Genomic DNA, 19,694 nt, shown 5'->3' with positions numbered 1-19,694 from the left:
TATGGCGCAAGGCGCGCATCGGCCATCACGCCGCGCGGCTGGCCGCAGCCAGTCACATTTCTCGTGCCTACCGGGGAACATGGCCGCCATGGCCTATCATCGAGGACGGGGACAACGGCACACGTGCCGTGGCGCCCCTGCATCGACGGAATGCCCTCGCATGGGGCGACAACCTTTCAAGGAGATAGACGAGTGAACAGGGGAACGAACAACACGCTCCGCATCGCGGTGGGCATGCTGGCCATCGCCGCCACGCTGCCTGCCTTCGCGCAGCGGCAGAGCGCGCAGGACCAGCGCAAGCAGCAGATGGCCGAGATCCCGACCTGCAGCAAGCCGCTGGGTTCGATCTCGGTGATCGAACCGGAGGACGGCGTGAACTGGTGGAGCGGCCAGCAACTGCCGGCGCCATCGAAGCTGATCAAGGTCTTCGTCAACAAGTCGCGCTGCTTCACCCTCGTCGATCGCGGCGTGGGCATGGGCGCCGCGATGGCCGAGCGCGACCTGGCGGCCAGCGGCGAGCTGCGCAACCGCTCCAACATCGGCAAGGGCCAGATCCGCGCCGCCGACTACGTGCTGGTGCCCGACCTGATCTCGCAGAACAGCAATGCCGGCGGCAACGCGATCAGTGGCCTGCTCGGGGGTCTGGTGGGAGGCAACCTCGGCCGCGCCGTGGGCGGCCTGGATTTCAAGAAGAAGACCGCCGACGTGGTGCTGACGGTCACCGACGTGCGCTCCTCCGAGCAGGTCGCCATGGCCGAAGGCAGCGCGAAGAAGACCGACATCGGCTGGGGTGCGGGTGGCAGCCTGTTCACGGGCAGCCACTGGGGCGGCGGCGGTGCCAGCGGCTACGCCAACACCGAGATCGGCCAGGTGATCACGCTGGCCTACCTGCAGGCGTACACCAACCTGGTAACCGAGCTGGGCGGCCTGTCCGGCAATGCGTCCGCTTCCAACGCCCAGCAGGCAGTGGAAATGACCAAGCCGGGTCGCCTGTTCGCCAATCCCAAGGGCACCGGCAAGGCCGTGCGCGACCTCGACCCGGGCATGCTGCTGTACCCCACCGGCAACAAGGACGGGATGATGTGGGAAGTGGAAGACGAACTGGGCAACAAGGGGTGGGTGTCGTCCAGCCTGGTGCAGCTGGCGCGCTGAACCGCCTGCCGGATGTGCACGAAGGGCCGCGAAAGCGGCCCTTCCTCGTTCCGGGATGCCCACGGCTTGGCTTTCCCGCCCGCCATCCCAATAATTCCCGCATGGAAATCAAATCCGACAACCCCGACCACGGCTTCCAGTTCCCCGGCACCTTCGAGCTCAGCGCCATGGGCACCGCCGGCACCGGCCTGGAGACCGAACTGCCCCGTCTGCTGGAAGCCTCCGGCGTGCCGGTGGTGCATGAAGACATCACCTGGAAGCACTCGGCCAACGGCAAGTACGTATCCGTGCGCATCCGCTTCCAGGCCAATGACCGTGCGCAGTACGACGCCGCCCATGAAGCGTTGCGCGGGCATCCCGAAGTGAAGTGGACGCTGTGACGTCGCCCTGCGTCGTCCGCGAACTGGGACGGCAACCGTATGAGCCGGTGTGGCGCGCCATGCAGCGCTTCACCGACGCGCGGACCGATACCACCCGCGACGAACTGTGGCTGGTCGAACACGACCCGGTGTTCACCCTCGGCCAGGCCGGCAAGCCCGAGCACGTGCTGGCGGCGGGCGACATTCCCGTCATCCACGTCGACCGCGGCGGCCAGGTGACCTACCACGGCCCCGGCCAGATCGTTGCGTACCCGCTGTTCGACCTGAAGCGCCTGAAGGTGGGCGTGCGCGACTACGTCTGCAAGATCGAGCAGGCGATGATCGACACGCTGGCCGAATGGAACCTCCATGCCGAGCGCAAGGACGGCGCCCCCGGCGTGTACGTGGCCGGTGCCAAGATCGGTGCGCTCGGCATCCGCGTGCGGCGCGGCTGCACGTTTCATGGCCTCGCGTTCAATATCGCGATGGACCTGGAACCGTTCCGCCGCATCAACCCCTGCGGCTACCAGGGCCTGCAGGTGGTTTCGCTCGCCGACCTCGGCGGCCCTACCGGCATGGACCAGGTGAAGCCGGTATTGCTGAAGCACATGGCGGACCAGTTCGGCCTGTCGCTGCAGCACGAAGCCGCGCTGCCGGACCTGTCGCAGGCAGCGTAATCCGCTTGTTGTAGGAGCGACGTCAGTCGCGACCGCACGGCCGGCTCGCCAGCGAGCGTGGAAGGAGTGCAAAGCATGCCCCCTGACATGAAGCGTCCTGACCAGGGTGCAATGCCGAGTCGTGGTCCGCGGTCGCGACTGACGTCGCTCCTACAACAGTCGTTGGCCCATGCCACAATCGGCCGCGATGAACGACGCGCCCCTCTCCCTCGATGCCGAGCTTGAAGCACTGACCGAACGCGGATTGGCGCGCCTGCGCACCGCGTCGCCGGACCTGGATGCCCTGCTCGGCGACGCGCGCAATGTCGATCGTGTGTCGCGCGTGATCGCGACCAGCGACTTCGCATTGGAAACGCTGCGCCGGCAGCCCGACCTGCTGGCGGCACTGCTGCACGACGATGGCGCCGCACCGTGGCCAGTGCCTGCGCTGGTGGCGGACAACGCCGTGCAATGGCCCGAGTTGCTGCGTCGCTACCGCACCGCCGAATCCACGCGTCTGGTGTGGCGCGATGTGCATGGCCTCGATACGGTGGACGACACGCTCGCGGGCACCACGCGATTGGCCGAAGTCTGCCTGCAGACCGCGCTGGAGGCATTGGAAGCCGAGTTCGCGCAACGCCATGGCGTCGTGCGCGCACGCGACGGCAGCGTGCAGCGGCTGGTCGTGTTCGGGCTGGGCAAGCTGGGCGGTGGCGAACTGAACTTCTCGTCGGACATCGACCTGGTCTACGCGTATCCGCAGGGCGGCGAGTCGGACGGTGCGCGATCGCTCGCGGCCGAGGACTACTTCATGCGGCTGGGCCAGCGGTTGGCGAAGTTGCTGGACGAGCCCACCGTCGATGGCTTCTGCCATCGCGTCGACCTGCGCCTGCGGCCGTTCGGCAACGCCGGGCGGGTGGCGCTGTCGTTCGCCGGCATGGATCAGTATTTCCAGCGCGAAGGCCGCGACTGGGAGCGCTATGCGTGGCTGAAAGCGCGCGCCGTGGCCGGTGACATCGAGGCGGGCGAGCGCTGGCTGGAATCGCTGCGCCCGTTCGTCTATCGGCGCTACCTGGACTACACGGCGCTCGACGGGCTGCGCGAGATGAAGGCGGCGATCGCCGCCGAAGTCGCGCGCCGCGAGTTGGCCGATGACATCAAGCGCGGACCCGGCGGCATCCGCGAGATCGAGTTCCTGGTGCAGGCGTTGCAGCTGATCCGCGGTGGGCGCGAAGCCGCGCTGCGCGAGCGGAGGCTGCGCATGGCCTTGCCCGCGCTGGTCGCCACGCGGCAGATGTCCGAAGAGGAGGGCGATGCGCTGGCGCAGGCCTACCGTTTCCTGCGCCGGCTGGAGAATCGCCTGCAGATGCTGCGCGATGCGCAGACGCATGCGCTGCCGGAGGACGCGATGGACCGCCACCGCATCGCGCGTGGCCTGGACTGTCCGGACTGGGATGCGTTGCGCGTCGCACTGGACCTGCAGCGTGCGCGGGTGTCGGCCGAGTTCGCCGAACTGCTCGCACCGCGCCAGCGCGATGCCGCGCCGGATGCGCTGGCGCTGTACTGGCGCGCGCTGCCCGATGGGGGCGATGTCCAGACGCTGGCCGCATCCGGGTTCGCCGACGCGGGCAGCGCCGACGGTGCGCTGCGCGAGTTCGCCCAGTTCAGTGGCGTGCGCGCGCTGTCCGATGGTTCGCGTGCGCGGCTAGATCGCGTACTGCCGGCCTTGCTCGACGCCTGCGCACGATCGTCGCAACCGGATGCGGCATTGCGGCGCGTGTTGTCGCTGCTGCAGGCGATCCTGCGCCGCGCCAGCTATCTCGCGCTGCTCGACGAACAGCCCAGCGCACTGGCGCGGCTGGTCAACGTGCTGGCGCGCAGCGCGCTGCTGTCCGAGCGGCTGGCGCAGTACCCCTTGCTGCTCGACGAACTGCTCGACACCCGCGTCTCCGGCCCGATGCCCGATCGCGACGAACTGCGCATGGAGTGCGAAGCGGCGCTGGTGGAGGACGACCCGGAAACCTGCCTGCGTGTCGTGAACGAGCGGCGGCTCGCGCTGAGCTTCCGCGTGGCGCTGGCCGCGCTCGATGGTCGCCAGGCGGCGCGCGACAGCGTGCGCCAGTTGGCGTGGCTGGCCGACGAGGTCGTCCGGGTCGTCGTGCAGGTCGCCGCGCGCGATGTCGCGTCGGCACATGGCGGTGTCGCAGGCGGCCGGTTCGCGGTGATCGGTTACGGCAGCCTGGGCGGCGAGGAGCTCGGTTTCGGTTCGGACCTGGACCTGGTGTTCCTCTTCGATGCGCCCGCCGATGCCGAATCCGATGGCGCGCGGCCATTGGAGGCGGGTCGCTGGTATGCGCGCCTCGCGCAGAAGATCGTCGCCCTGCTGGGCGCAGTGACGGCGGCGGGACGCCTCTACGATGTGGACGTACGCCTCCGCCCCGACGGCGCCAAGGGTCTGCTGGTCTCGTCGCTGGCCAGCTTCGGCGATTACCAGCGCGAGCGCGCCTGGACCTGGGAGCACCAGGCCCTGGTGCGTGCCCGGGGCATCGCCGGCGATGCCGGCCTGCTGGCGGCGTTCGAACGTATCCGTGCGCAAACGCTGTCCTCTCGGCGCGATGCCGCGAAGCTCCGGGACGACGTGATCCACATGCGCGCACGCATGCGCGGCGAACTGGACCGCAGCGATGCCGCGCGCTTCGACCTGAAGCAGGGCGCGGGCGGGCTGGTGGATCTGGAATTCCTGCTGCAGTACCTGGTGCTGCGCGACTCCGCCACGCACCCGGCGTTGCTCGCACCGCGCGACAGCAGCGGATTGATCATCGCGATGGCGGAGGCCGGCGTGCTGCCGCCCGAGGAAGCCGAGGCACTCTGCCGGGTGCATGCCACCTTCGTGGCCGAAGGGCTGGCCTGCACGCTGGACCGGCGGCCGCGACTGGTGGTCGAGAATGCCGCGCTGGCGACCGCCCGCGCGCTGGTCGTCCGTACGGCGGAGGCGCATGGACTGGTGTTCGCCCCGTGAAGGGCGCTTGCCTGTCGCGCGCGTCCGCCGCTAACCTGCACCCCCGCGTGACTGGCGCCTGGAGGGAGCACCCTCGGGAAGCGCGGGCATCGCCGCCGCGCGCCTGGGCATCCTTTCCTCCACCAGGAGATGCTGCGTGCCCGACGCTTCCCCGCTACTCGCATTCGCACTGATCGCGCTCGGCATGGTCCTGACACCGGGGCCGAACATGATCTATCTGGTGTCGCGCTCGATCAGCCAGGGCACGCGTGCCGGACTGATATCGCTGGGCGGTGTTGCCGCCGGATTCGTGGTCTACATGCTGTGCGCTGCCTTCGGCATCACGGCGTTGCTGATGACGGTGCCCTATGCGTACGACGCGCTGCGCATCACCGGCGCAGCCTACCTGCTCTACCTGGCCTGGCAGGCGGTGCGACCCGGTGGCCGTTCGCCACTGCAGGTGCGCGACCTGCCGGCCGATGGCCCACGCAAGCTGTTCCTGATGGGACTGCTGACCAATCTGCTGAATCCCAAGATCGCCGTGCTCTACCTGTCGCTGCTGCCGCAGTTCATCGACCCTGCGCGCGGTGGCGTGCTGGCGCAGTCGCTCGCGCTGGGTTCGGTGCAGATCCTCGTCAGCCTGGTCGTCAATGCGCTGATTGCGGTATTCGCGGGCAGTGTTGCCGCCTTTCTGGCGCAGCGGCCCTTCTGGGCCACGGCCCAGCGCTGGCTGATGGGCACGGTGCTGGCGGCGCTGGCGGTGCGGATGGCGACGGAAGCGCGCCGTTGACGTCAGGGCGCGAGGCGGTCGCGGAGTGCCGCAGCCACGCGCGCTGTTTCCCGCAGTGGTTCGACATCGAAGGCCTGCATTGCGCCATCCATCACGCGGATGCGCCCGCGTTGCAGCAGGGCGTCCAGGAACCGGCGCGGCCGGCCACTGACGCGGTGGGGATCGAAGACGTGCACGGGCACCCTGGTCGCACAGGCTTCGGACAGCATGTTGACCGAGTCCGGCGTGCAGACGATGCGGTCGGCCCAGGCCAGCAGGCCGGGGTAGGGGTTCGGGCCATCGTGTTCGCCGCACCAGACAATGCCGGGCGTGGCTGCATAGCGTTGGCGCACTGCGTCGATCACCTGGCGCGGCGTGCGCCGCGAGGTGGTCACCAGCACGCTGCCGCCCTCGCGCGCCAGCACCGCGTCCAGGTCCGCGGCCAACGCCAGGAAGTCCGCAGGGTCGAAGCGCGCATGCGCGCTGTCGCCGCCCAGCAATACGGCGGTGCGCGGCGATGGCAGCTGGGCGAAGGTCGCGAACTGCAGGCGCGCGTCCGCCAGCCAGGCATCGTCGACCGGGTTCAGGCTGCCTGTCAGGGTGATGACGTTGCGGCCATGCAGGCCGTCATGTGCCGGCGCGATGACCACGTCCCAGTGCATGGGGTCGATGCGAGGGGCAAGGATCTGCACCGCCTTGCTGCCGCGCCCGCGCAGCAGCCGCGTCGCCAGCGCAGCCTGCCGGCCACAGCCGACGGCCAGCGGAGGGGGGGTGCGTAGGGCAGCGGCGAAAGCGCTTCCGAAGGCCTGCGCGGATCCGGGCCAGAGGCGAGGGGCCGCCCAGCGCCACGGCGCACGCGGTTGCAGCACCCACTCGCACGCTTCACCGGCATCCAGCTCCTTCATCAACGCCCGGGCCTGCCGCACATTGCCGGCGTGGCCATCGGTCAGGGTCCAGGGGCGCGCCGAATCGGTCGTGGGAGGGCTCGTTCGTTCCACTGGTTAAAACAATCCGTTCCGGGTCGGTTGGATGTTGCCATAGTCAGGACACCCTACACTGCCCGTCCGATCCGCCGGCCCAGGCCGGCCGCTGCGGATGCTGTTTCCCTCTTCGCGACAGGTATGCCATGCCCCACGTTCTCGACGCCGCTTCGCTCGACCAGTTGTTCCGCACCGCCCGCACCTACAACGCGTTCGGCGGTGACGTCAGCGACGACACGCTGCGCCAGCTGTACGACCTGCTGAAGTTCGGTCCCACCCAGGCCAACACCACGCCGGCACGCTTCGTGTTCGTGAAGTCGGCCGAAGCCAAGGCCAAGCTGGGCCCCGCGCTGGACGAGGGCAACTACGCCAAGACCATGGCCGCCCCGGTGACCGTCATCATCGGCCGCGACGAGGACTTCCACGAGAAGCTGCCGTTCCTGTTCCCGCATACCGATGCCAAGGCCTGGTTCGACGGCCCGCGCGAGAACCGCTTCAAGCCCGCGCTGCGCAATGCCAGCCTGCAGGCGGGCTACCTGATCGTCGCCGCGCGCGCGCTCGGCCTGGATGCCGGTCCGATGACCGGCTTCAACGCCGCGAAGGTCGACGAGGCCTTCTTCGCCGGCACCGCGATCAAGTCCGACATCCTGGTCAACCTGGGCCATGGCGACCCGGCCAGCATTTTCCCGCGTTCCCCGCGCCTGGGCTTCGACGAAGCCGCGCGCATCCTCTGACACCCCACCACCCCGGAGATATCCCATGCGCAAGACCCTGCTCGTTGCTGCCCTGTTTGCCTTCGCCGGCTCCGCCTTCGCCGCGCCGGTCACCTACAAGATCGACCCCGGCCACACCAACGTGCTGGCGACCTGGAACCATTTCGGTTTTTCCAACCCGAGCGCCAACTTCGGCCAGGCCGACGGCACCCTGGTGTACGACGCCGACAAGGTTTCCGCGTCCAGCGTCCAGGTCACCCTGCCGCTGAGCGGCCTGAGCGCGCTGGCCGACCAGTTCTACGAGCACCTGACCAGCGACAAGTGGTTCGACGCCGCCAAGTACCCGTCCGCCACCTTCAAGAGCACCCAGGTGGAAGCGGCCGGGGAAGGCAAGCTGAAGGTCACCGGTGACCTGACCATCAAGGGCATCACCAAGCCGGTGGTGCTGGACGTGACCCTCAACAAGGCCGGCGAGCACCCGATGAAGAAGGTGCCGGCGATCGGCTTCGATGCCACCGCCACCGTGAAGCGCAGCGACTTCGGCGTGGGCGCGTACGCCCCGATGGTCAGCGACGAAGTGACGCTGAAGATCACCACCGAAGCCACGGCCGACGCCAAGAAGTAAGCACGCCTTCCCCGGCCTTCGCGCGCCGGCCGGATGCTGCCGGAAACGCCGCCCCGCTCGCGCCGGGCGGCGTTTTCCGTCATGGGAACCCCTTCCTTGGGCCGTCACGGTACCGGCTGGTAGACTGGCCGCCTCGTTCCAGCACGTCCCGCATTGCCATGACCCAGACCGCCACCGCGCCCGCCAACGCCGAGAAGCGCTACACCGTCTCGCGCGCCGACCTGCCGCTGAGCTGCCCGCTGCCGTCGATGGCGCTGTGGAATTCGCACCCGCGCGTCTACCTGCCCATCGAAGACGCGCCGGGTGGGGATGTGCAGTGCCCGTACTGCGGTTCGCATTTCGTCCTGGCCGACTGATCGCCTGATGCGGCCGAAGCGCGCGGCCCATCGCCCATGCGCCGCCTGACCGTCGTCCAGCTGCTGCCGGCGCTGGAATCCGGCGGCGTCGAACGTTCCACCCTCGAGATCGCGGATGCACTGGTGCGCGCAGGCCACCGTGCCGTGGTGGTGTCGGCGGGCGGGCGGCTGGAGCCGGCGTTGCGGGCGACGGGCGCGGAGCACGTCACGCTCGACATCGGTCGCAAATCACTGGTGACGTTGCGCCATGTGATCACACTGCGCCGGTTGTTCGCCGATGTCGGCGCCGACATCGTGCACGCGCGCTCGCGGCTTCCTGCGTGGCTTGGCCTGTGGGCGATCCGTGCGATGCCCGCAGCCGCGCGGCCACGATTCGTCACCACCATGCACGGTCTCAATTCGCCTGGGCGCTACAGCGCGGTGATGACGTACGGCGAGCGCGTGATCTGCGTGTCCGACACGGTGCGCGCGTATCTGCGCCAGCACTATCCGCAGACCGACGCCGGCAAGCTGGTCGTGATTCCGCGCGGCATCGATCCGGCGCAGTTCCCGCGCGCGCCCTCGCGCGATCCTGACGCACGTGCGTGGGCTGCCACCCAGCATCCTGCACTGGTGGGCGAAGGCCCGCTGCTGCTGCTGCCGGGGCGCGGCACTCGCCTCAAGGGCCACCAGGATGCCATCGCGCTGCTGGCCCGCCTGCGTGGCAGCGGCATCGATGCACGCCTCTGGATGCCGGGCACGCGCGAGGCGGGGCGCGAGCACTACGTCCTCGACCTGGAAGCAGACGCGCGACGTGGCGGATGCGCCGATGCGCTCGCGATCACGCCACCGACAACCGCCATCGCACGCGCCTACGCCGCCAGCGACCTGGTGTTGCAGCTGTCGCGCAAGCCCGAAGCGTTCGGCCGGACCGTGGTCGAAGCGCTGTCCGTGGGACGTCCCGTCGCCGGCTGGGCGCATGGCGGTGCCGGCGAGTTGCTGCGCGAGCTGCAGCCCGCGGGCGCGGTGCCGGCATTCGATGGAGACCGCCTGTTCGACGCGGCGCGTTCGATGCTCGCCCATCCGCCGCCGCCATTGGCTACGATGGACGCCTACACCCTGCGCGCGATGCAGGACGCCACGCTCGCCCTTTACCACGACCTTGCCGATGACCGCAGACTCGCCATCGATCCCTGACATGCCTGTCCGTGACCGCACCCACGGCTGGCGCTGGGCACCCGCGTGGGTGCTGACGTTCGTCGCCCTCTGGCCGGCACCGGGCTATGCCGAGGCCGTGATGGTGCTGGGCGCGCTGGCGGCCGTCATCCGGTTGCTGCTCGACAGGTTCCGTGGCGGCACGCGCCTGCTGAGCGGCGCGGCATGGGCGCTGACCAGCGCGCTGTTTGCCGCCTATTGGCTGCCCGAAGTCATCTCGGCCGTGGATGCCGTCGACGCACCGCGGGCATTTCGCGAGGCCGCGGTGGATCTTCGCTACCTGCCGTTCCTGTGGCTGGTGGCGGCCGCCGTGGCGAACAGGGAAGCGCGGCGTACCACCTTCAACGGTCTCGCCATCATCGTCGCGGTGTGGACGCTGGACGCGCTGGCGCAGGTCGTGTTCGGCACCAGTCCGTTGTTCTGGGGCCTGGACCAGCTCAAGCAACTGGTCAGCGGACGCCCGATGTGCACTGCGGAACAGATGGCCGGCATCGACAGGCTCAGCGGCTTCCTCGGCCCCTGCAACCGGAAGCTGGGCGTCGTGATGGCGAGCCTGTCGCCGTTCCTGCTGTTTGCAGCGGCGCGGCGCATGGATTCGCTCGGATGGATCTTGGCCGCCGGGGCCATCGGTCTGGTCATCCTGCTTGCGGGCGCCCGCGCGTCATGGATTACCTACGCATTGGTCCTGGTGGTATCCGGGTGGCGGTTGCTCGGCCTGCGCAGGCTGTTCGGTGTGCTGGCGGCGGGACTGCTGATACTGACGCTGCTAGCCATGTCTTCCACGCAGTTTCGGGAGCGCATCCGGCTCACCACGCATGCATTGACCGCCAACGAATCCGGCGTGGACACCGCATTGTCGGGCCGTGGGCAGATCTGGTCCGCCGCCGGTTGCATGATCGTCGAGCACCCCATCAACGGCGTGGGTGCGCGGGGCTTCCGCGAAGCATTCCCCGGGTGCGATGCAGGGGCCGGCGAGCGGCCTGCATGGGGCCAGGGTCCGGCGTTCCACGCCCACCAGATCGTGCTGGAAGTACTCAGCGAAACCGGCGTCATCGGCCTGTTGCTGTGGCTGGCGGGCGCAGCGCTGGCATGGCGTGCCTGGCGTTATGCCGCGCCGCAGGCGAAGGAGCGCGCGCGGCCGGCGATGCTGGCGCTGGCGGTGACGGTCTTCCCGTTCAACACGCACCTTGCGTTCTATTCCACGTTCTGGGGCGGCCTGACGCTGATGCTGGCGGCCTTGTACGCCGGCAGCCTGCTGGCGCGCGATGACGATTGAGCACGCGGCGGGCGCGCGCTGCTGGTTCGTGGCGCCCGCCAACCTGATCGCATCGGCGGTCGCGCGGTTGCCGCAGCGGGCGCTGCTGCGGCTCGGGAACCTCACGACGTGGTTGCTGTGGCCGCTGCTCGGCAAGCGGCGCCGTTACGCGGCGACCAACATCGCGCTGTGTTTCCCCGCACTGGATGACCGTGCCCGCGCCCGCCTGCTGCGCGACACCCTGCGCGCCACGGTGACCGGCATGTTCGAACTCGTGCGCGGCTGGTATGCACCTGCGCAGGCGCTGCGCGGGCTGGCCGACGTGCAGGGGCTGGAACACATGCGCGCCGCGCGCGCACAGGGGCGCGGCATCCTGCTGTTCGGTGGCCACATTCCGCACTCCGAACTGTGCGCGCGCCTGCTGGGCGACGCGCTGGGCGAACGGGTGAGCATCGTCGCGCGGCGCAACAACGATCCCTGCATCGAGCATCTGCTCGACACTGCCCGTCGCCGCGTCTTCGCCGATGTCATCGGCAAGAAGGATGTGCGCGGCCTGCTGCGCACGCTGTCGCGCGGCGGCATCGTCGCGTATTCCGCGGACCAGGATTTCAACTACCAGAATGCCTTCGTGCCGTTCTTCGGCGTGCAGGCCGCGACCCTGACCGCCACGCCCGATCTCGCACGCCGCAGCAATGCCGTCGTGCTGCCGTTCTGGTTCCACCGTGACGCGGCGGGTCGCTACCAGCTGCACGTCGAGCCGACGTGGGAAGGATGGCCGACCGGCGACCCGGTGCAGGATGCAGCACGCTACATGGCGGAACTGGAAGCCGTGGTGCGCCGGCATCCCGAGCAGTACCTGTGGGTGCACCGCCGTTTCAAGACGCGGCCCCAGGGCGAACCCGGCCTCTACCGGTAGAGTTCGCCGCGTCCGTCGGGCTGACGCTTGAAGCGGCGGTGGATCCACAAGTATTGCGTGGGGGCTTCGCGCACCATGGACTCGATCGCGGCGATCACGCGCGCAGTGTCCGCCGTGGCGTCCGATGACGGGAAATCCTCCAGCGCGGGCGACAATGTCAGCGTGTAACCACCGTCTTCGCGTCGGACGTGCGAGAACGCGATCACCGCTGCGCCCGACAGCCGCGCCAGTTGATGGGTGGACGTGAGGCTGTAGGCGGGGTGGCCGAAGAACGGAACGAACACGCTCTCGCCGCGCCGCGTGTCCTGGTCGGGCGCGAACCAGAGCAGCCCGCCCTGCTTGAGGTGTTTCAGTGCAGGGCGCAACTCTTCGCGGGTGAACATTGCGGTGGCATAACGCAGGCGGCCGCGCTTGACCGCCCATTCCATCGCGCCCTGGTTGTGCGGGCGATACATGCCGGCCAGCGGTGCGTGGTCGCACATCAGTCGTGCCGAGATCTCCAGTGTAGTGAAGTGTCCGGACACCACGATCACTCCGCGGCCGCCGGCACGCGCCGCCGCCAGGTGCTCCAGGCCCTCGACCCGCAATCCCCGCCGCATCGGTGCCACGCTGCCCCACCAGGCGCGCGCGAACTCGAACAGCCCGATGCCGAGCTCGCCGAAACTGGCGCGCGCCAGCGCGTCCCGGGCACCCGCGTCCAGCTCCGGGAAGCACAGGGCGATGTTGCGGCGGGCGACGTTCCTGCGCTCGCGCATCGCGGCAAAGAGCAGCGTGCCGATGAGGCGTCCCAGCACGCGCTGCAACGCCCACGGCAGGCGCGCCACCAGCCATGCGAGCCCGATGCCGAGCCAGGCCGGCCACTGTGCGGGTCCCATGGGTGGACGCTCGCGGGCGTCGGCGGATCGCTTCTCGGTTTCGGCCATGGCCCATTGTAACGGCGGCCCCGGGTATCCTTGTCGGCGATGCCGAACCGAACCGCCGAACGCCTGCTGCGCGCCCTCTATTCGGCGGTGCTGTACGTGTTGACGCCGGTCACCCTGTACCACCTGATCTGGCGCGGCTTCCGCTACCCCGAGTACTTCCAGCGCTGGAACGAACGCTACGGCAGCTACGACACACCGGGCAGTCCGGTGGATGTCTGGCTGCATGCGGTCTCGGTGGGGGAAGTGAACGCGGCCGCGCCCGTGGTGAACGCACTGCTCAGGCGCCATCGCGGCCTGCGCCTGCTGATCACCACCATCACGCCCACCGGCTCGGAGCGCGTGCAGGCGCTGTGGGGCGATCGCGTGCTGCATGTGTACTCGCCCTACGATCTTCCCGGCGCCGTCGCGCGGTTCCTGCGCCATTTCCCACCGCGGCTGGCGCTGATCATGGAGACCGAGCTGTGGCCCAGCCTGTTGTTCGGCTGCCATGACCGGAAGGTGCCGGTGTATATCCTCAACGCGCGTCTTTCAGCGCGTTCCCTGCGCGGCTACAGCGTGCTGCGTCCGCTGATCGCACGCATGCTGCGCACGGTGCGTCGCGTGGCCGCGCAGTCCGGTGACGATGCCGCCCGTTTCGTGCAGCTGGGCGCCGCGCCCGAACAGGTACGCGACGTCGGCAATCTGAAGTTCGACATCCCCGTGCCGGATACCGTGGCCGACATCGTCGCCGGTTTCCGCGGACACCTGGCCGCGCAGCGTCGCGTCTGGATCGCCGCGAGCACCCACGAGGATGAAGAGGCACCGGTGCTCGCCATCCATGCGCGGTTGCGCAAGCGCTGGCCCGACCTGCTGCTGCTGTGGGCGCCACGCCATCCGGAGCGCTTCCCGCGCGTGGTGGAGGCCGCGCGCGACGCCGGCTGGAAGGTGGGAACCCGGCGCGGAGATCGCTGGCCGTCGTCCGGCGATGATGTCTTCGTGCTCGACACGCTGGGCGAGCTGATGGCGTTCTACGCCTGCGCCGACGTGGCCTTCGTCGGAGGCAGCCTGCAAGCCATCGGGGGACACAACATGCTGGAGCCGGCTGCCGTCGGCACGCCTGCCGTCACCGGACCGCACCTGCACAACTTCAGCGAGATCTCCCGCCGCCTGAAGGAAGCCGAAGCACTCGTGATCGCGCCGGACGCGACGGGGGTAGCCGTCGCCATCGAAGACCTGCTCGCCGATGACGCGCGGCGCCACGACATGGCGGACCATGGTCGCGCCCTGGTCGAACACGGTCGCGGCGCACTGGCACGCACACTGGCGATGATCGCGCCGCACCTGCCGGCTCCGGTGGCATGAACGGCGTTGCGCCGCGCGCGCTGGCCGGCGTGCGCGTACTGGACCTGACGCGCGTGCTTGCCGGGCCATGGAGCACGCAGGTGCTCGCGGACCTCGGCGCCGATGTCATCAAGGTTGAACGGCCGGGCAGTGGCGACGATACGCGTGGATGGGGGCCGCCCTTCCTGCGCGACGCAGCGGGGAACGAAACCGCAGAGTCCGCGTATTTCCTGTGCGCGAACCGCAACAAGCGCTCGCTGACGGTGGACATCTCCACCGACGATGGCCAGGCCATCATCCGGCGGCTTGCGATGCAAAGCGATGTGCTGGTGGAGAACTTCAAGGTCGGCGACATGGCGCGGTACGGACTGGATGCCGCGACGCTGCGCGCCGCCAATCCGCGCCTGGTGTACTGCTCGATCACCGGCTTCGGCCAGGACGGTCCGTATGCGCAGCGCGCGGGTTACGACTTTGCCGTGCAGGGGCTCGGTGGCCTGATGAGTGTCACCGGCGCTGCGGAGGACGAGCCCCAGAAGGTCGGCGTGGCGGTGGCGGACCTGTTCACCGGCCTGTACGCCACCGTCGCCATCCTCGCCGCGCTTCGCCATCGCGATGCCACGGGCGAAGGGCAGGTGATCGACATGGCCCTGCTGGATGCGCAGGTTGCGATGCTGGCCAATCTGGGCAGCCACTATCTGGTCGGTGGCGACGTGCCGCCACGGCAGGGCAATGCACACGCCAACATCGTGCCTTACCAGGTATTCGTGGTGGCCGACGGTCACATCATCGTCGCCGTCGGCAACGACCGGCAGTTCGCGCGCCTGTGCCACCTGCTGGATGAACCTGCACTCGCCACCGACGCACGGTTCACCACGAACGCGGAGCGCGTGCGATGTCGCGACGTGCTCGTACCGATGCTCCAGGCGCACTTTCTGCAACGCGACCGGCGCGCATGGCTGTCGTTGCTCGAAGCCGCGGGCATTCCCTGCGGCCCGGTCAACGACCTGGCCGATGTGTTCGCCGATCCGCAGGTTCGGGCGCGCGGCATGGTCGTCGAGGCGCCGCACCCGCATGCCGGCGCATTGCCGCTGGTGGGCAGTCCGATCAGGCTGTCGGCAACGCCGGTCGAGTCGCCGCGTGCACCGCCACTGCTGGGGCAGCATACCGACAACGTGTTGCGCGAGGCGGGTTACGGCGACGATGAGATCGCGGCGCTGCGGTCTCGCGGCGCGATCTGAGTCCTGACTGCAGGAGCGACGCGAGTCGCGACCGCACGTCCGAACGACGTCGGATATTTGGCTGGAGACGGAAGGCTCCCGGTCGCGACTCACGTCGCTCCTACAGGAGACCCGAGGCCAGAAACGGCAACGGCGGGCCGAAGCCCGCCGTTGCCGTAACGCCAGGGGCGCGAGGGATTACTGCGAAACGGACTGCGACGACAGGCGTGCTTCGGCATCCGCGGTCAGCAGGCGGTTGACGTCCTGCACGTCGGCGCCGTCCAGCGTGCCGGCGGCCTGCTCCAGCAGCAGGCGGTTCTGCAGGAAGTTGTAGCGCGCCTGCGCGTACTCCACCTGCGCCTGGAACAGCGTGCGCTGGTTCTGCAGCACGTCCAGCACGGTGCGGGTGCCGACTTCCAGGCCGACCTGCGAGGCATCCAGCGCGCTTTGCGCGGAGACCACCGCCAGGCGGCGGGCTTCCACTTCGCTGACGCCGGCGACCAGTGCCTGGTAGGCATTGCTGGTGTTGCGGATCAGCGCGCGGCGGGTCTGCTCCAGGCCGTCCGACGCGCGGTCACGCTGGGCCAGCGCCTGGCGCACGCCGGACTGGGTGGCACCGCCGGAGAAGATCGGTACGGTCAGGGTCACGCCCCAGTTGTAGCCTTCGCCGTCCTGCGACAACGTGCCCGGCACGCTGTCCCAGGCGGTGCCGTTGGTGTAGCGGCCACTGAAGTTGAGGGTGGGGTAGTGGCCGGCACGTGCGCTGGAGACGCCATGCTGTGCGGATTCCAGCGAATATTCCGCCGACTTGAGGTCGGGATTCTGTTCCAGCGCGCGATCGACCCAGGACTGGGCGTTCTGTTCCGCCGGCAGTTCCGGGCGGAAGTCGTCCGGCAGACCTTTCAATCCGCTGATCGGCTGGCCGGTGATTTCAGCCAGTGCGCGGTAGCTGTCGTCCAGGGAATTGCGGGCCAGGATGGTGTTGGCGCGCGCGCTGTCGTACTGGGCGCGGGCTTCGTGTACGTCGGTGATCGGGGCCAGGCCCACGTCCAGGCGCTTCTGCGCATAGTCGAACTGCTTCTTCGATGCGGCCTCGTTGGTTTCGGCGGCCGCCAGCGACTCGATGCCGATCAGCACGTTGAAATACGCGGCCGAGGTACGGGTGATCAGCTCATTGTTCGCCGAGGCCAGATCGTAGTCGGCGGCCTGGCTGATGGCGCGCTGGCCACGCAGGTTGGCGATGCGGCTCCAGTCGAAGATCGTCTGGCTGACCGAGGCACCGTAGCTGCGGCTCTTCCCGTCACCCAGGGGATCGCCCGGCCGGCTGTCGTGGGTCAGCGTATAGCCCGCGCTGCCGGTGATCTGAGGCAGCAGCGCTGCACGTGCCTGCACCGCGCCTTCCTTGTCGAACAGGCGGGTGGATTCGGCGATGGACAGCTGAGGGTCGCCTGTGCGCGCCAGCTCATAGGTCTGCATCAGGTCGGTGGCACCGGCCGCAGACGGCAGGGCCAGGGCGAGCGCTAGTGCGAGGGGGCGACGGCTCATGCGGGTTCCTTTTTTTAATCTTCAGAAGACGAACTGGGGCGCCGGCGCGGCGCCGACCAGGTAGGGGAGGTCGGTTTCGAACAACGATTCGATGCGTGGGCCGTTGACATCGTTGACGTGCAGCACGGCTTCCATCACCGGCGACGTACCCCGCACGACGAACAGGCGGCCACCGGGGCGCAGCCATTGCACGAAGCGGGCAGGCACGCTGGCCATGGCACCGGTCACGCAGATCACGTCGAAGCGGCGGTCGGTGTCCCACGTCAGCGCGTCGAGGGTGTCGATGCGGACGTTGCTGCCCAGGCCAGCGGCATCGAGGCGCGCACGCGCAGCCTCGGCGAATTCGGGGTGGATTTCCAGGCTGACCACGTCGCGCGCCAGGTGGCCCAGGCAGGCGGTCAGGTAGCCGCTGCCGGTGCCGATCTCCAGCACGTCCTCATCGGCCTGCGGCTTCAACGCCTGCAGGGTGCGGCCCTCGACGACGGGCTTCATCATCGACTGGCCGTGGCCCAGCGGCAATTCCAGGTCAGCATACGCCAGCGCGCGGTGCGAGTCCGCCACGAAGACCTCGCGCGGCAGCGTGGCCAGCGTTTCCAGCACGCGCGCATCCAGCACGTCCCAGGGACGTACCTGCTGCTCGACCATGTTTTCGCGGGCCTGGGTGTAGTTGATCGTCATGGGGGTGGTTATCCGACGCGGGGGGCTGGGCCGGGCATTTTACCGGGCTGGCCCCGTCCGCGCTGGGCAAGGATCGGGGCAGCCCCCATGGCGGGCGCAGTGCCGGAAGTCATCGCCACCTCCGGCGCGCGGGGCTGGCCTTCAGCTTCAGCGCCGGCCATAGGCCCTCAGGAACATGTCCACGGTGGCGTCGATATGCCGCCGGGTGTCGAGCTGGCCGGGCTGGCTGCACAGGCCGCATGTCATGCGGGCATGCAATTCGCCCTTTATGAGGGTGAAGAACTGGATCGAGGCCGTCGCCACGTCGGGGATGTCCAGCTCTCCTTTGGCAACCTGCGCCTGCAACAGTGCCGCGAACGCTTCATGGGTGCGCTGCGGGCCGGCTTCCCAGAAAGTTCGCTTGAGTTTGTCGTCGATGTTGCCCGGGACCATCATCATGCGGTGCGTGCTGATGGCCTCTTCGCTGGTGATCAGCGCGAAGAAAGCCTGTGCGATGGCTTTCAGCTGTTCGCGCAGCGAGCCCTTCAGCTCGATCTGGAACAGCGTGTCGGGGAGCATTTCCTCGCACTTGGCCTGCACGGCGGCGGCGAACAGGGCGTCCTTGTCGCCGAAGTGGCTGTAGACCGTCAGCTTGGAGACGCCCGCCTCGGCGGCAATCTGGTCCATGCTGACGCCGTTGAAACCCTCGCGCGCGAACAATTGCTTGGCGGCCTCCAGGATCGCGGCACGCTTGCCGAGATCCTTCGGGCGGCCGGGACCGCTGGTGGCGGGCTTGGCGGGGGGCTTGCGACGGCTGGCGGAAGTGGGCGGGCTGACCATGTCTTAATACTAGACTACTCGGTTCGATATTTATACTATACCGCCAAGTCTACTAATTGAAGTCGTCATGGAGCGGTGTATGCGCCATATGCGCTGGAACGGAGTGTTCGGAATCGTGCTGCTCGGCCTGGCCGCGTGCGGTGCGGAGCAGCCTGTGGAATCGCCGCGCCCCGCGCTGGTGGTCCACCCTGGCGGTGGCGCCGAGGCCGCCCTCTCGGCGTATGCCGGCGAGGTGCGCGCACGCGAGGAGAGTCCGCTGTCGTTCCGTGTCGGCGGCAACCTGGTGCGTCGCAATGTCGACGCCGGTGCACGCGTGCAGAAGGGCGAGGTGCTCGCGCTGCTGGACGCGGGCGACTTCGCGCTGCAGGCACAGGCCGCGCAGGCGCAACTTGCCGCGGCCGACGCCGACCTTGTCCGTGCGCGTGGCGACCGGGACCGCTACGCGAAGCTGGTCGGCGACAAGTTGATCAGCCAGTCGGCGTACGACGCGCAGGTTGCCGCATACAAGGCGGCCGAAGGCCAGGCGCGTGCCGCACGTGCGCAGATGGACGTGATGCGCAACCAGGAAGGCTATTCGCAACTGCGCGCACCGCGCGACGGTGTGATCGCCAGTCGCCAGGCCGAAGCCGGCCAGGTGGTCGCGGCCGGGCAGACCGTCTTCACCCTGGCCGCCGATGGCGGACGCGAAGTGGCCATCGGCCTGCCGGAAAACCGCATCCGCGATTTCAGCGTGGGCCAGCCGGTGATGGTCGAGCCGTGGAATGCGCCCGGCCAGCGCCTGCCCGGGACCATCCGGGAGATCGCGCCCGCTGCCGACGCGCAGACGCGCACCTATGCCGCGCGCGTCAGCCTGGTGGGCGACGCGCAGCAGCAGGTCGAACTGGGCCAGAGCGCGCGCGTCTACGTGCAGGAAAACGGCAGCAAGGCCGCATTGAAGCTGCCGCTGTCGGCCATCCAGCGTGGAAGTGAGGGCAGGACCACGGTGTGGATCGTCGATCCCGCGACCGGCAGGGTGCGTGCGCAGGTGGTGCAGCTGGGGCGGTATGGCGAAGCCTCGGTGCCGGTGCTGGGCGGAGTGAAGGCCAGCGACTGGGTCGTCGCGGCCGGCGGACATCTCCTGCGCGAAGGGCAGACCGTGGTGCCGGTGGACCGCAACAACCGCCCGCTCCGGGTCGCCGCGGGTGGCGATGCGGCCAACATCGCATCGCGCCCGGAGTAA

General features: G+C 68.9%; 19 protein-coding genes and 1 riboswitch. Of the genes, 14 read left to right on the top strand and 5 right to left on the bottom strand.

Annotation, left to right across the window (positions count from 1 at the left end; translation table 11 throughout):
- Positions 1-234: 234 nt before the first annotated feature.
- The 5 genes from AC3DET_RS06355 (at position 235) to AC3DET_RS06335 (ending at position 5,955) form a co-directional block, all read left to right on the top strand.
- A complete protein-coding gene (locus tag AC3DET_RS06355; RefSeq protein ID WP_337730895.1) occupies positions 235-1,152 on the top strand; it encodes a CsgG/HfaB family protein in 918 nt (305 codons plus the stop codon).
- A 101-nt stretch (positions 1,153-1,253) separates the two neighbouring features.
- On the top strand, positions 1,254-1,532 hold the full coding sequence (locus AC3DET_RS06350; RefSeq protein ID WP_488391055.1) for a DUF493 family protein: 279 nt from the start codon (positions 1,254-1,256) through the stop codon (positions 1,530-1,532).
- Positions 1,520-2,188, top strand: coding sequence for a lipoyl(octanoyl) transferase LipB (gene lipB, locus AC3DET_RS06345; RefSeq protein WP_488391054.1), 669 nt, complete (start codon positions 1,520-1,522; stop codon positions 2,186-2,188). Before AC3DET_RS06350 ends, lipB begins: the two co-directional genes overlap by 13 nt.
- Before the next feature lie 187 nt (positions 2,189-2,375).
- A complete protein-coding gene (gene glnE / locus AC3DET_RS06340; RefSeq protein ID WP_488391053.1) occupies positions 2,376-5,186 on the top strand; it encodes a bifunctional [glutamate--ammonia ligase]-adenylyl-L-tyrosine phosphorylase/[glutamate--ammonia-ligase] adenylyltransferase in 2,811 nt (936 codons plus the stop codon).
- 37 nt (positions 5,187-5,223) lie between these two features.
- Positions 5,224-5,302: riboswitch (ZMP/ZTP riboswitch) on the top strand.
- Between the two features lie 20 nt (positions 5,303-5,322).
- A complete protein-coding gene (locus AC3DET_RS06335) occupies positions 5,323-5,955 on the top strand; it encodes a LysE family translocator (protein ID WP_488391052.1) in 633 nt (210 codons plus the stop codon).
- Positions 5,956-5,957: 2 nt separating this feature from the next.
- On the opposite strand, the gene AC3DET_RS06330 is transcribed toward AC3DET_RS06335, so the two are convergent.
- Positions 5,958-6,932 carry a mitochondrial fission ELM1 family protein gene (locus AC3DET_RS06330; protein WP_488391051.1) on the bottom strand — a complete coding sequence of 325 codons (975 nt, stop codon included), beginning with the start codon at positions 6,930-6,932 and terminating at the stop codon, positions 5,958-5,960.
- A gap of 128 nt (positions 6,933-7,060) precedes the next feature.
- On the opposite strand from AC3DET_RS06330, the gene AC3DET_RS06325 reads away from it, so the two are divergent.
- The 6 genes from AC3DET_RS06325 to AC3DET_RS06300 all read left to right on the top strand — a co-directional run bounded on the left by AC3DET_RS06325 (position 7,061) and on the right by AC3DET_RS06300 (position 11,973).
- Positions 7,061-7,648 carry a malonic semialdehyde reductase gene (locus AC3DET_RS06325; protein ID WP_192200051.1) on the top strand — a complete coding sequence of 196 codons (588 nt, stop codon included), beginning with the start codon at positions 7,061-7,063 and terminating at the stop codon, positions 7,646-7,648.
- Positions 7,649-7,673: 25 nt separating this feature from the next.
- Positions 7,674-8,252 carry a YceI family protein gene (locus AC3DET_RS06320; RefSeq protein WP_192200052.1) on the top strand — a complete coding sequence of 193 codons (579 nt, stop codon included), beginning with the start codon at positions 7,674-7,676 and terminating at the stop codon, positions 8,250-8,252.
- A 158-nt stretch (positions 8,253-8,410) separates the two neighbouring features.
- Entirely contained in the window at positions 8,411-8,608 is a 198-nt protein-coding gene (locus AC3DET_RS06315) for a zinc-finger domain-containing protein (protein ID WP_192200053.1), read from the top strand.
- Between the two features lie 36 nt (positions 8,609-8,644).
- Complete coding sequence (locus AC3DET_RS06310) at positions 8,645-9,784, top strand: glycosyltransferase (RefSeq protein ID WP_488391050.1); 1,140 nt, start codon at positions 8,645-8,647, stop codon at positions 9,782-9,784.
- On the top strand, positions 9,756-11,078 hold the full coding sequence (locus tag AC3DET_RS06305; protein WP_488391049.1) for an O-antigen ligase family protein: 1,323 nt from the start codon (positions 9,756-9,758) through the stop codon (positions 11,076-11,078). The genes AC3DET_RS06310 and AC3DET_RS06305 overlap by 29 nt, the downstream gene beginning before the upstream one ends.
- The gene (locus AC3DET_RS06300) at positions 11,068-11,973 is read left to right on the top strand and encodes a lysophospholipid acyltransferase family protein (RefSeq protein ID WP_488391048.1); all 906 of its coding nucleotides are present in this window, start codon (positions 11,068-11,070) and stop codon (positions 11,971-11,973) included. Before AC3DET_RS06305 ends, AC3DET_RS06300 begins: the two co-directional genes overlap by 11 nt.
- Here AC3DET_RS06300 and lpxL read toward each other — a convergent pair.
- Positions 11,964-12,896, bottom strand: a complete 933-nt coding sequence (lpxL, locus tag AC3DET_RS06295) for an LpxL/LpxP family Kdo(2)-lipid IV(A) lauroyl/palmitoleoyl acyltransferase (RefSeq protein WP_446537895.1) — start codon at positions 12,894-12,896, stop codon at positions 11,964-11,966. The genes AC3DET_RS06300 and lpxL overlap by 10 nt on opposite strands.
- A gap of 39 nt (positions 12,897-12,935) precedes the next feature.
- Between lpxL and waaA the strand changes: the two genes are divergently transcribed.
- The gene (gene waaA / locus AC3DET_RS06290; RefSeq protein WP_488391047.1) at positions 12,936-14,237 is read left to right on the top strand and encodes a lipid IV(A) 3-deoxy-D-manno-octulosonic acid transferase; all 1,302 of its coding nucleotides are present in this window, start codon (positions 12,936-12,938) and stop codon (positions 14,235-14,237) included.
- The gene (locus tag AC3DET_RS06285; RefSeq protein WP_488391046.1) at positions 14,234-15,454 is read left to right on the top strand and encodes a CaiB/BaiF CoA transferase family protein; all 1,221 of its coding nucleotides are present in this window, start codon (positions 14,234-14,236) and stop codon (positions 15,452-15,454) included. Before waaA ends, AC3DET_RS06285 begins: the two co-directional genes overlap by 4 nt.
- A 177-nt stretch (positions 15,455-15,631) precedes the next feature.
- Here AC3DET_RS06285 and AC3DET_RS06280 read toward each other — a convergent pair whose 3' ends face one another.
- The 3 genes from AC3DET_RS06280 to AC3DET_RS06270 form a co-directional block, all read right to left on the bottom strand.
- Positions 15,632-16,978 carry a TolC family outer membrane protein gene (locus tag AC3DET_RS06280; RefSeq protein ID WP_488391045.1) on the bottom strand — a complete coding sequence of 449 codons (1,347 nt, stop codon included), beginning with the start codon at positions 16,976-16,978 and terminating at the stop codon, positions 15,632-15,634.
- A gap of 21 nt (positions 16,979-16,999) precedes the next feature.
- Positions 17,000-17,656, bottom strand: a complete 657-nt coding sequence (locus tag AC3DET_RS06275; RefSeq protein ID WP_446537892.1) for a protein-L-isoaspartate O-methyltransferase family protein — start codon at positions 17,654-17,656, stop codon at positions 17,000-17,002.
- Positions 17,657-17,803: 147 nt separating this feature from the next.
- Positions 17,804-18,475 (bottom strand): TetR/AcrR family transcriptional regulator, encoded by a 672-nt coding sequence (locus AC3DET_RS06270; RefSeq protein ID WP_192200062.1) that lies wholly within the window; start codon positions 18,473-18,475, stop codon positions 17,804-17,806.
- A gap of 79 nt (positions 18,476-18,554) precedes the next feature.
- Between AC3DET_RS06270 and AC3DET_RS06265 the strand changes: the two genes are divergently transcribed.
- Complete coding sequence (locus AC3DET_RS06265) at positions 18,555-19,694, top strand: efflux RND transporter periplasmic adaptor subunit (protein WP_488391044.1); 1,140 nt, start codon at positions 18,555-18,557, stop codon at positions 19,692-19,694.

This window comes from Pseudoxanthomonas sp. 97-1-1 (genome assembly GCF_057773125.1).
Note: the sequence above shows the minus strand (reverse complement) of the source record. Positions and strands in the feature narration are given on the sequence as shown.

What these genes read in the sequence shown, in the direction of transcription:
- AC3DET_RS06355 (WP_337730895.1), top strand. Translation starts at nt 235, where the DNA reads ATGCTGGCCATCGCCGCCACGCTGCCTGCCTTCGCGCAGCGGCAGAGC.
- AC3DET_RS06350 (WP_488391055.1), top strand. Translation starts at nt 1,254, where the DNA reads ATGGAAATCAAATCCGACAACCCCGACCACGGCTTCCAGTTCCCCGGC.
- glnE (WP_488391053.1), top strand. Translation starts at nt 2,376, where the DNA reads ATGAACGACGCGCCCCTCTCCCTCGATGCCGAGCTTGAAGCACTGACC.
- AC3DET_RS06325 (WP_192200051.1), top strand. Translation starts at nt 7,061, where the DNA reads ATGCCCCACGTTCTCGACGCCGCTTCGCTCGACCAGTTGTTCCGCACC.
- AC3DET_RS06320 (WP_192200052.1), top strand. Translation starts at nt 7,674, where the DNA reads ATGCGCAAGACCCTGCTCGTTGCTGCCCTGTTTGCCTTCGCCGGCTCC.
- AC3DET_RS06315 (WP_192200053.1), top strand. Translation starts at nt 8,411, where the DNA reads ATGACCCAGACCGCCACCGCGCCCGCCAACGCCGAGAAGCGCTACACC.
- AC3DET_RS06310 (WP_488391050.1), top strand. Translation starts at nt 8,645, where the DNA reads ATGCGCCGCCTGACCGTCGTCCAGCTGCTGCCGGCGCTGGAATCCGGC.
- AC3DET_RS06305 (WP_488391049.1), top strand. Translation starts at nt 9,756, where the DNA reads ATGACCGCAGACTCGCCATCGATCCCTGACATGCCTGTCCGTGACCGC.
- AC3DET_RS06300 (WP_488391048.1), top strand. Translation starts at nt 11,068, where the DNA reads ATGACGATTGAGCACGCGGCGGGCGCGCGCTGCTGGTTCGTGGCGCCC.
- lpxL (WP_446537895.1), bottom strand. Translation starts at nt 12,896, where the DNA reads ATGGCCGAAACCGAGAAGCGATCCGCCGACGCCCGCGAGCGTCCACCC.
- waaA (WP_488391047.1), top strand. Translation starts at nt 12,936, where the DNA reads ATGCCGAACCGAACCGCCGAACGCCTGCTGCGCGCCCTCTATTCGGCG.
- AC3DET_RS06285 (WP_488391046.1), top strand. Translation starts at nt 14,234, where the DNA reads ATGAACGGCGTTGCGCCGCGCGCGCTGGCCGGCGTGCGCGTACTGGAC.
- AC3DET_RS06280 (WP_488391045.1), bottom strand. Translation starts at nt 16,978, where the DNA reads ATGAGCCGTCGCCCCCTCGCACTAGCGCTCGCCCTGGCCCTGCCGTCT.
- AC3DET_RS06275 (WP_446537892.1), bottom strand. Translation starts at nt 17,656, where the DNA reads ATGACGATCAACTACACCCAGGCCCGCGAAAACATGGTCGAGCAGCAG.
- AC3DET_RS06270 (WP_192200062.1), bottom strand. Translation starts at nt 18,475, where the DNA reads ATGGTCAGCCCGCCCACTTCCGCCAGCCGTCGCAAGCCCCCCGCCAAG.
- AC3DET_RS06265 (WP_488391044.1), top strand. Translation starts at nt 18,555, where the DNA reads ATGCGCCATATGCGCTGGAACGGAGTGTTCGGAATCGTGCTGCTCGGC.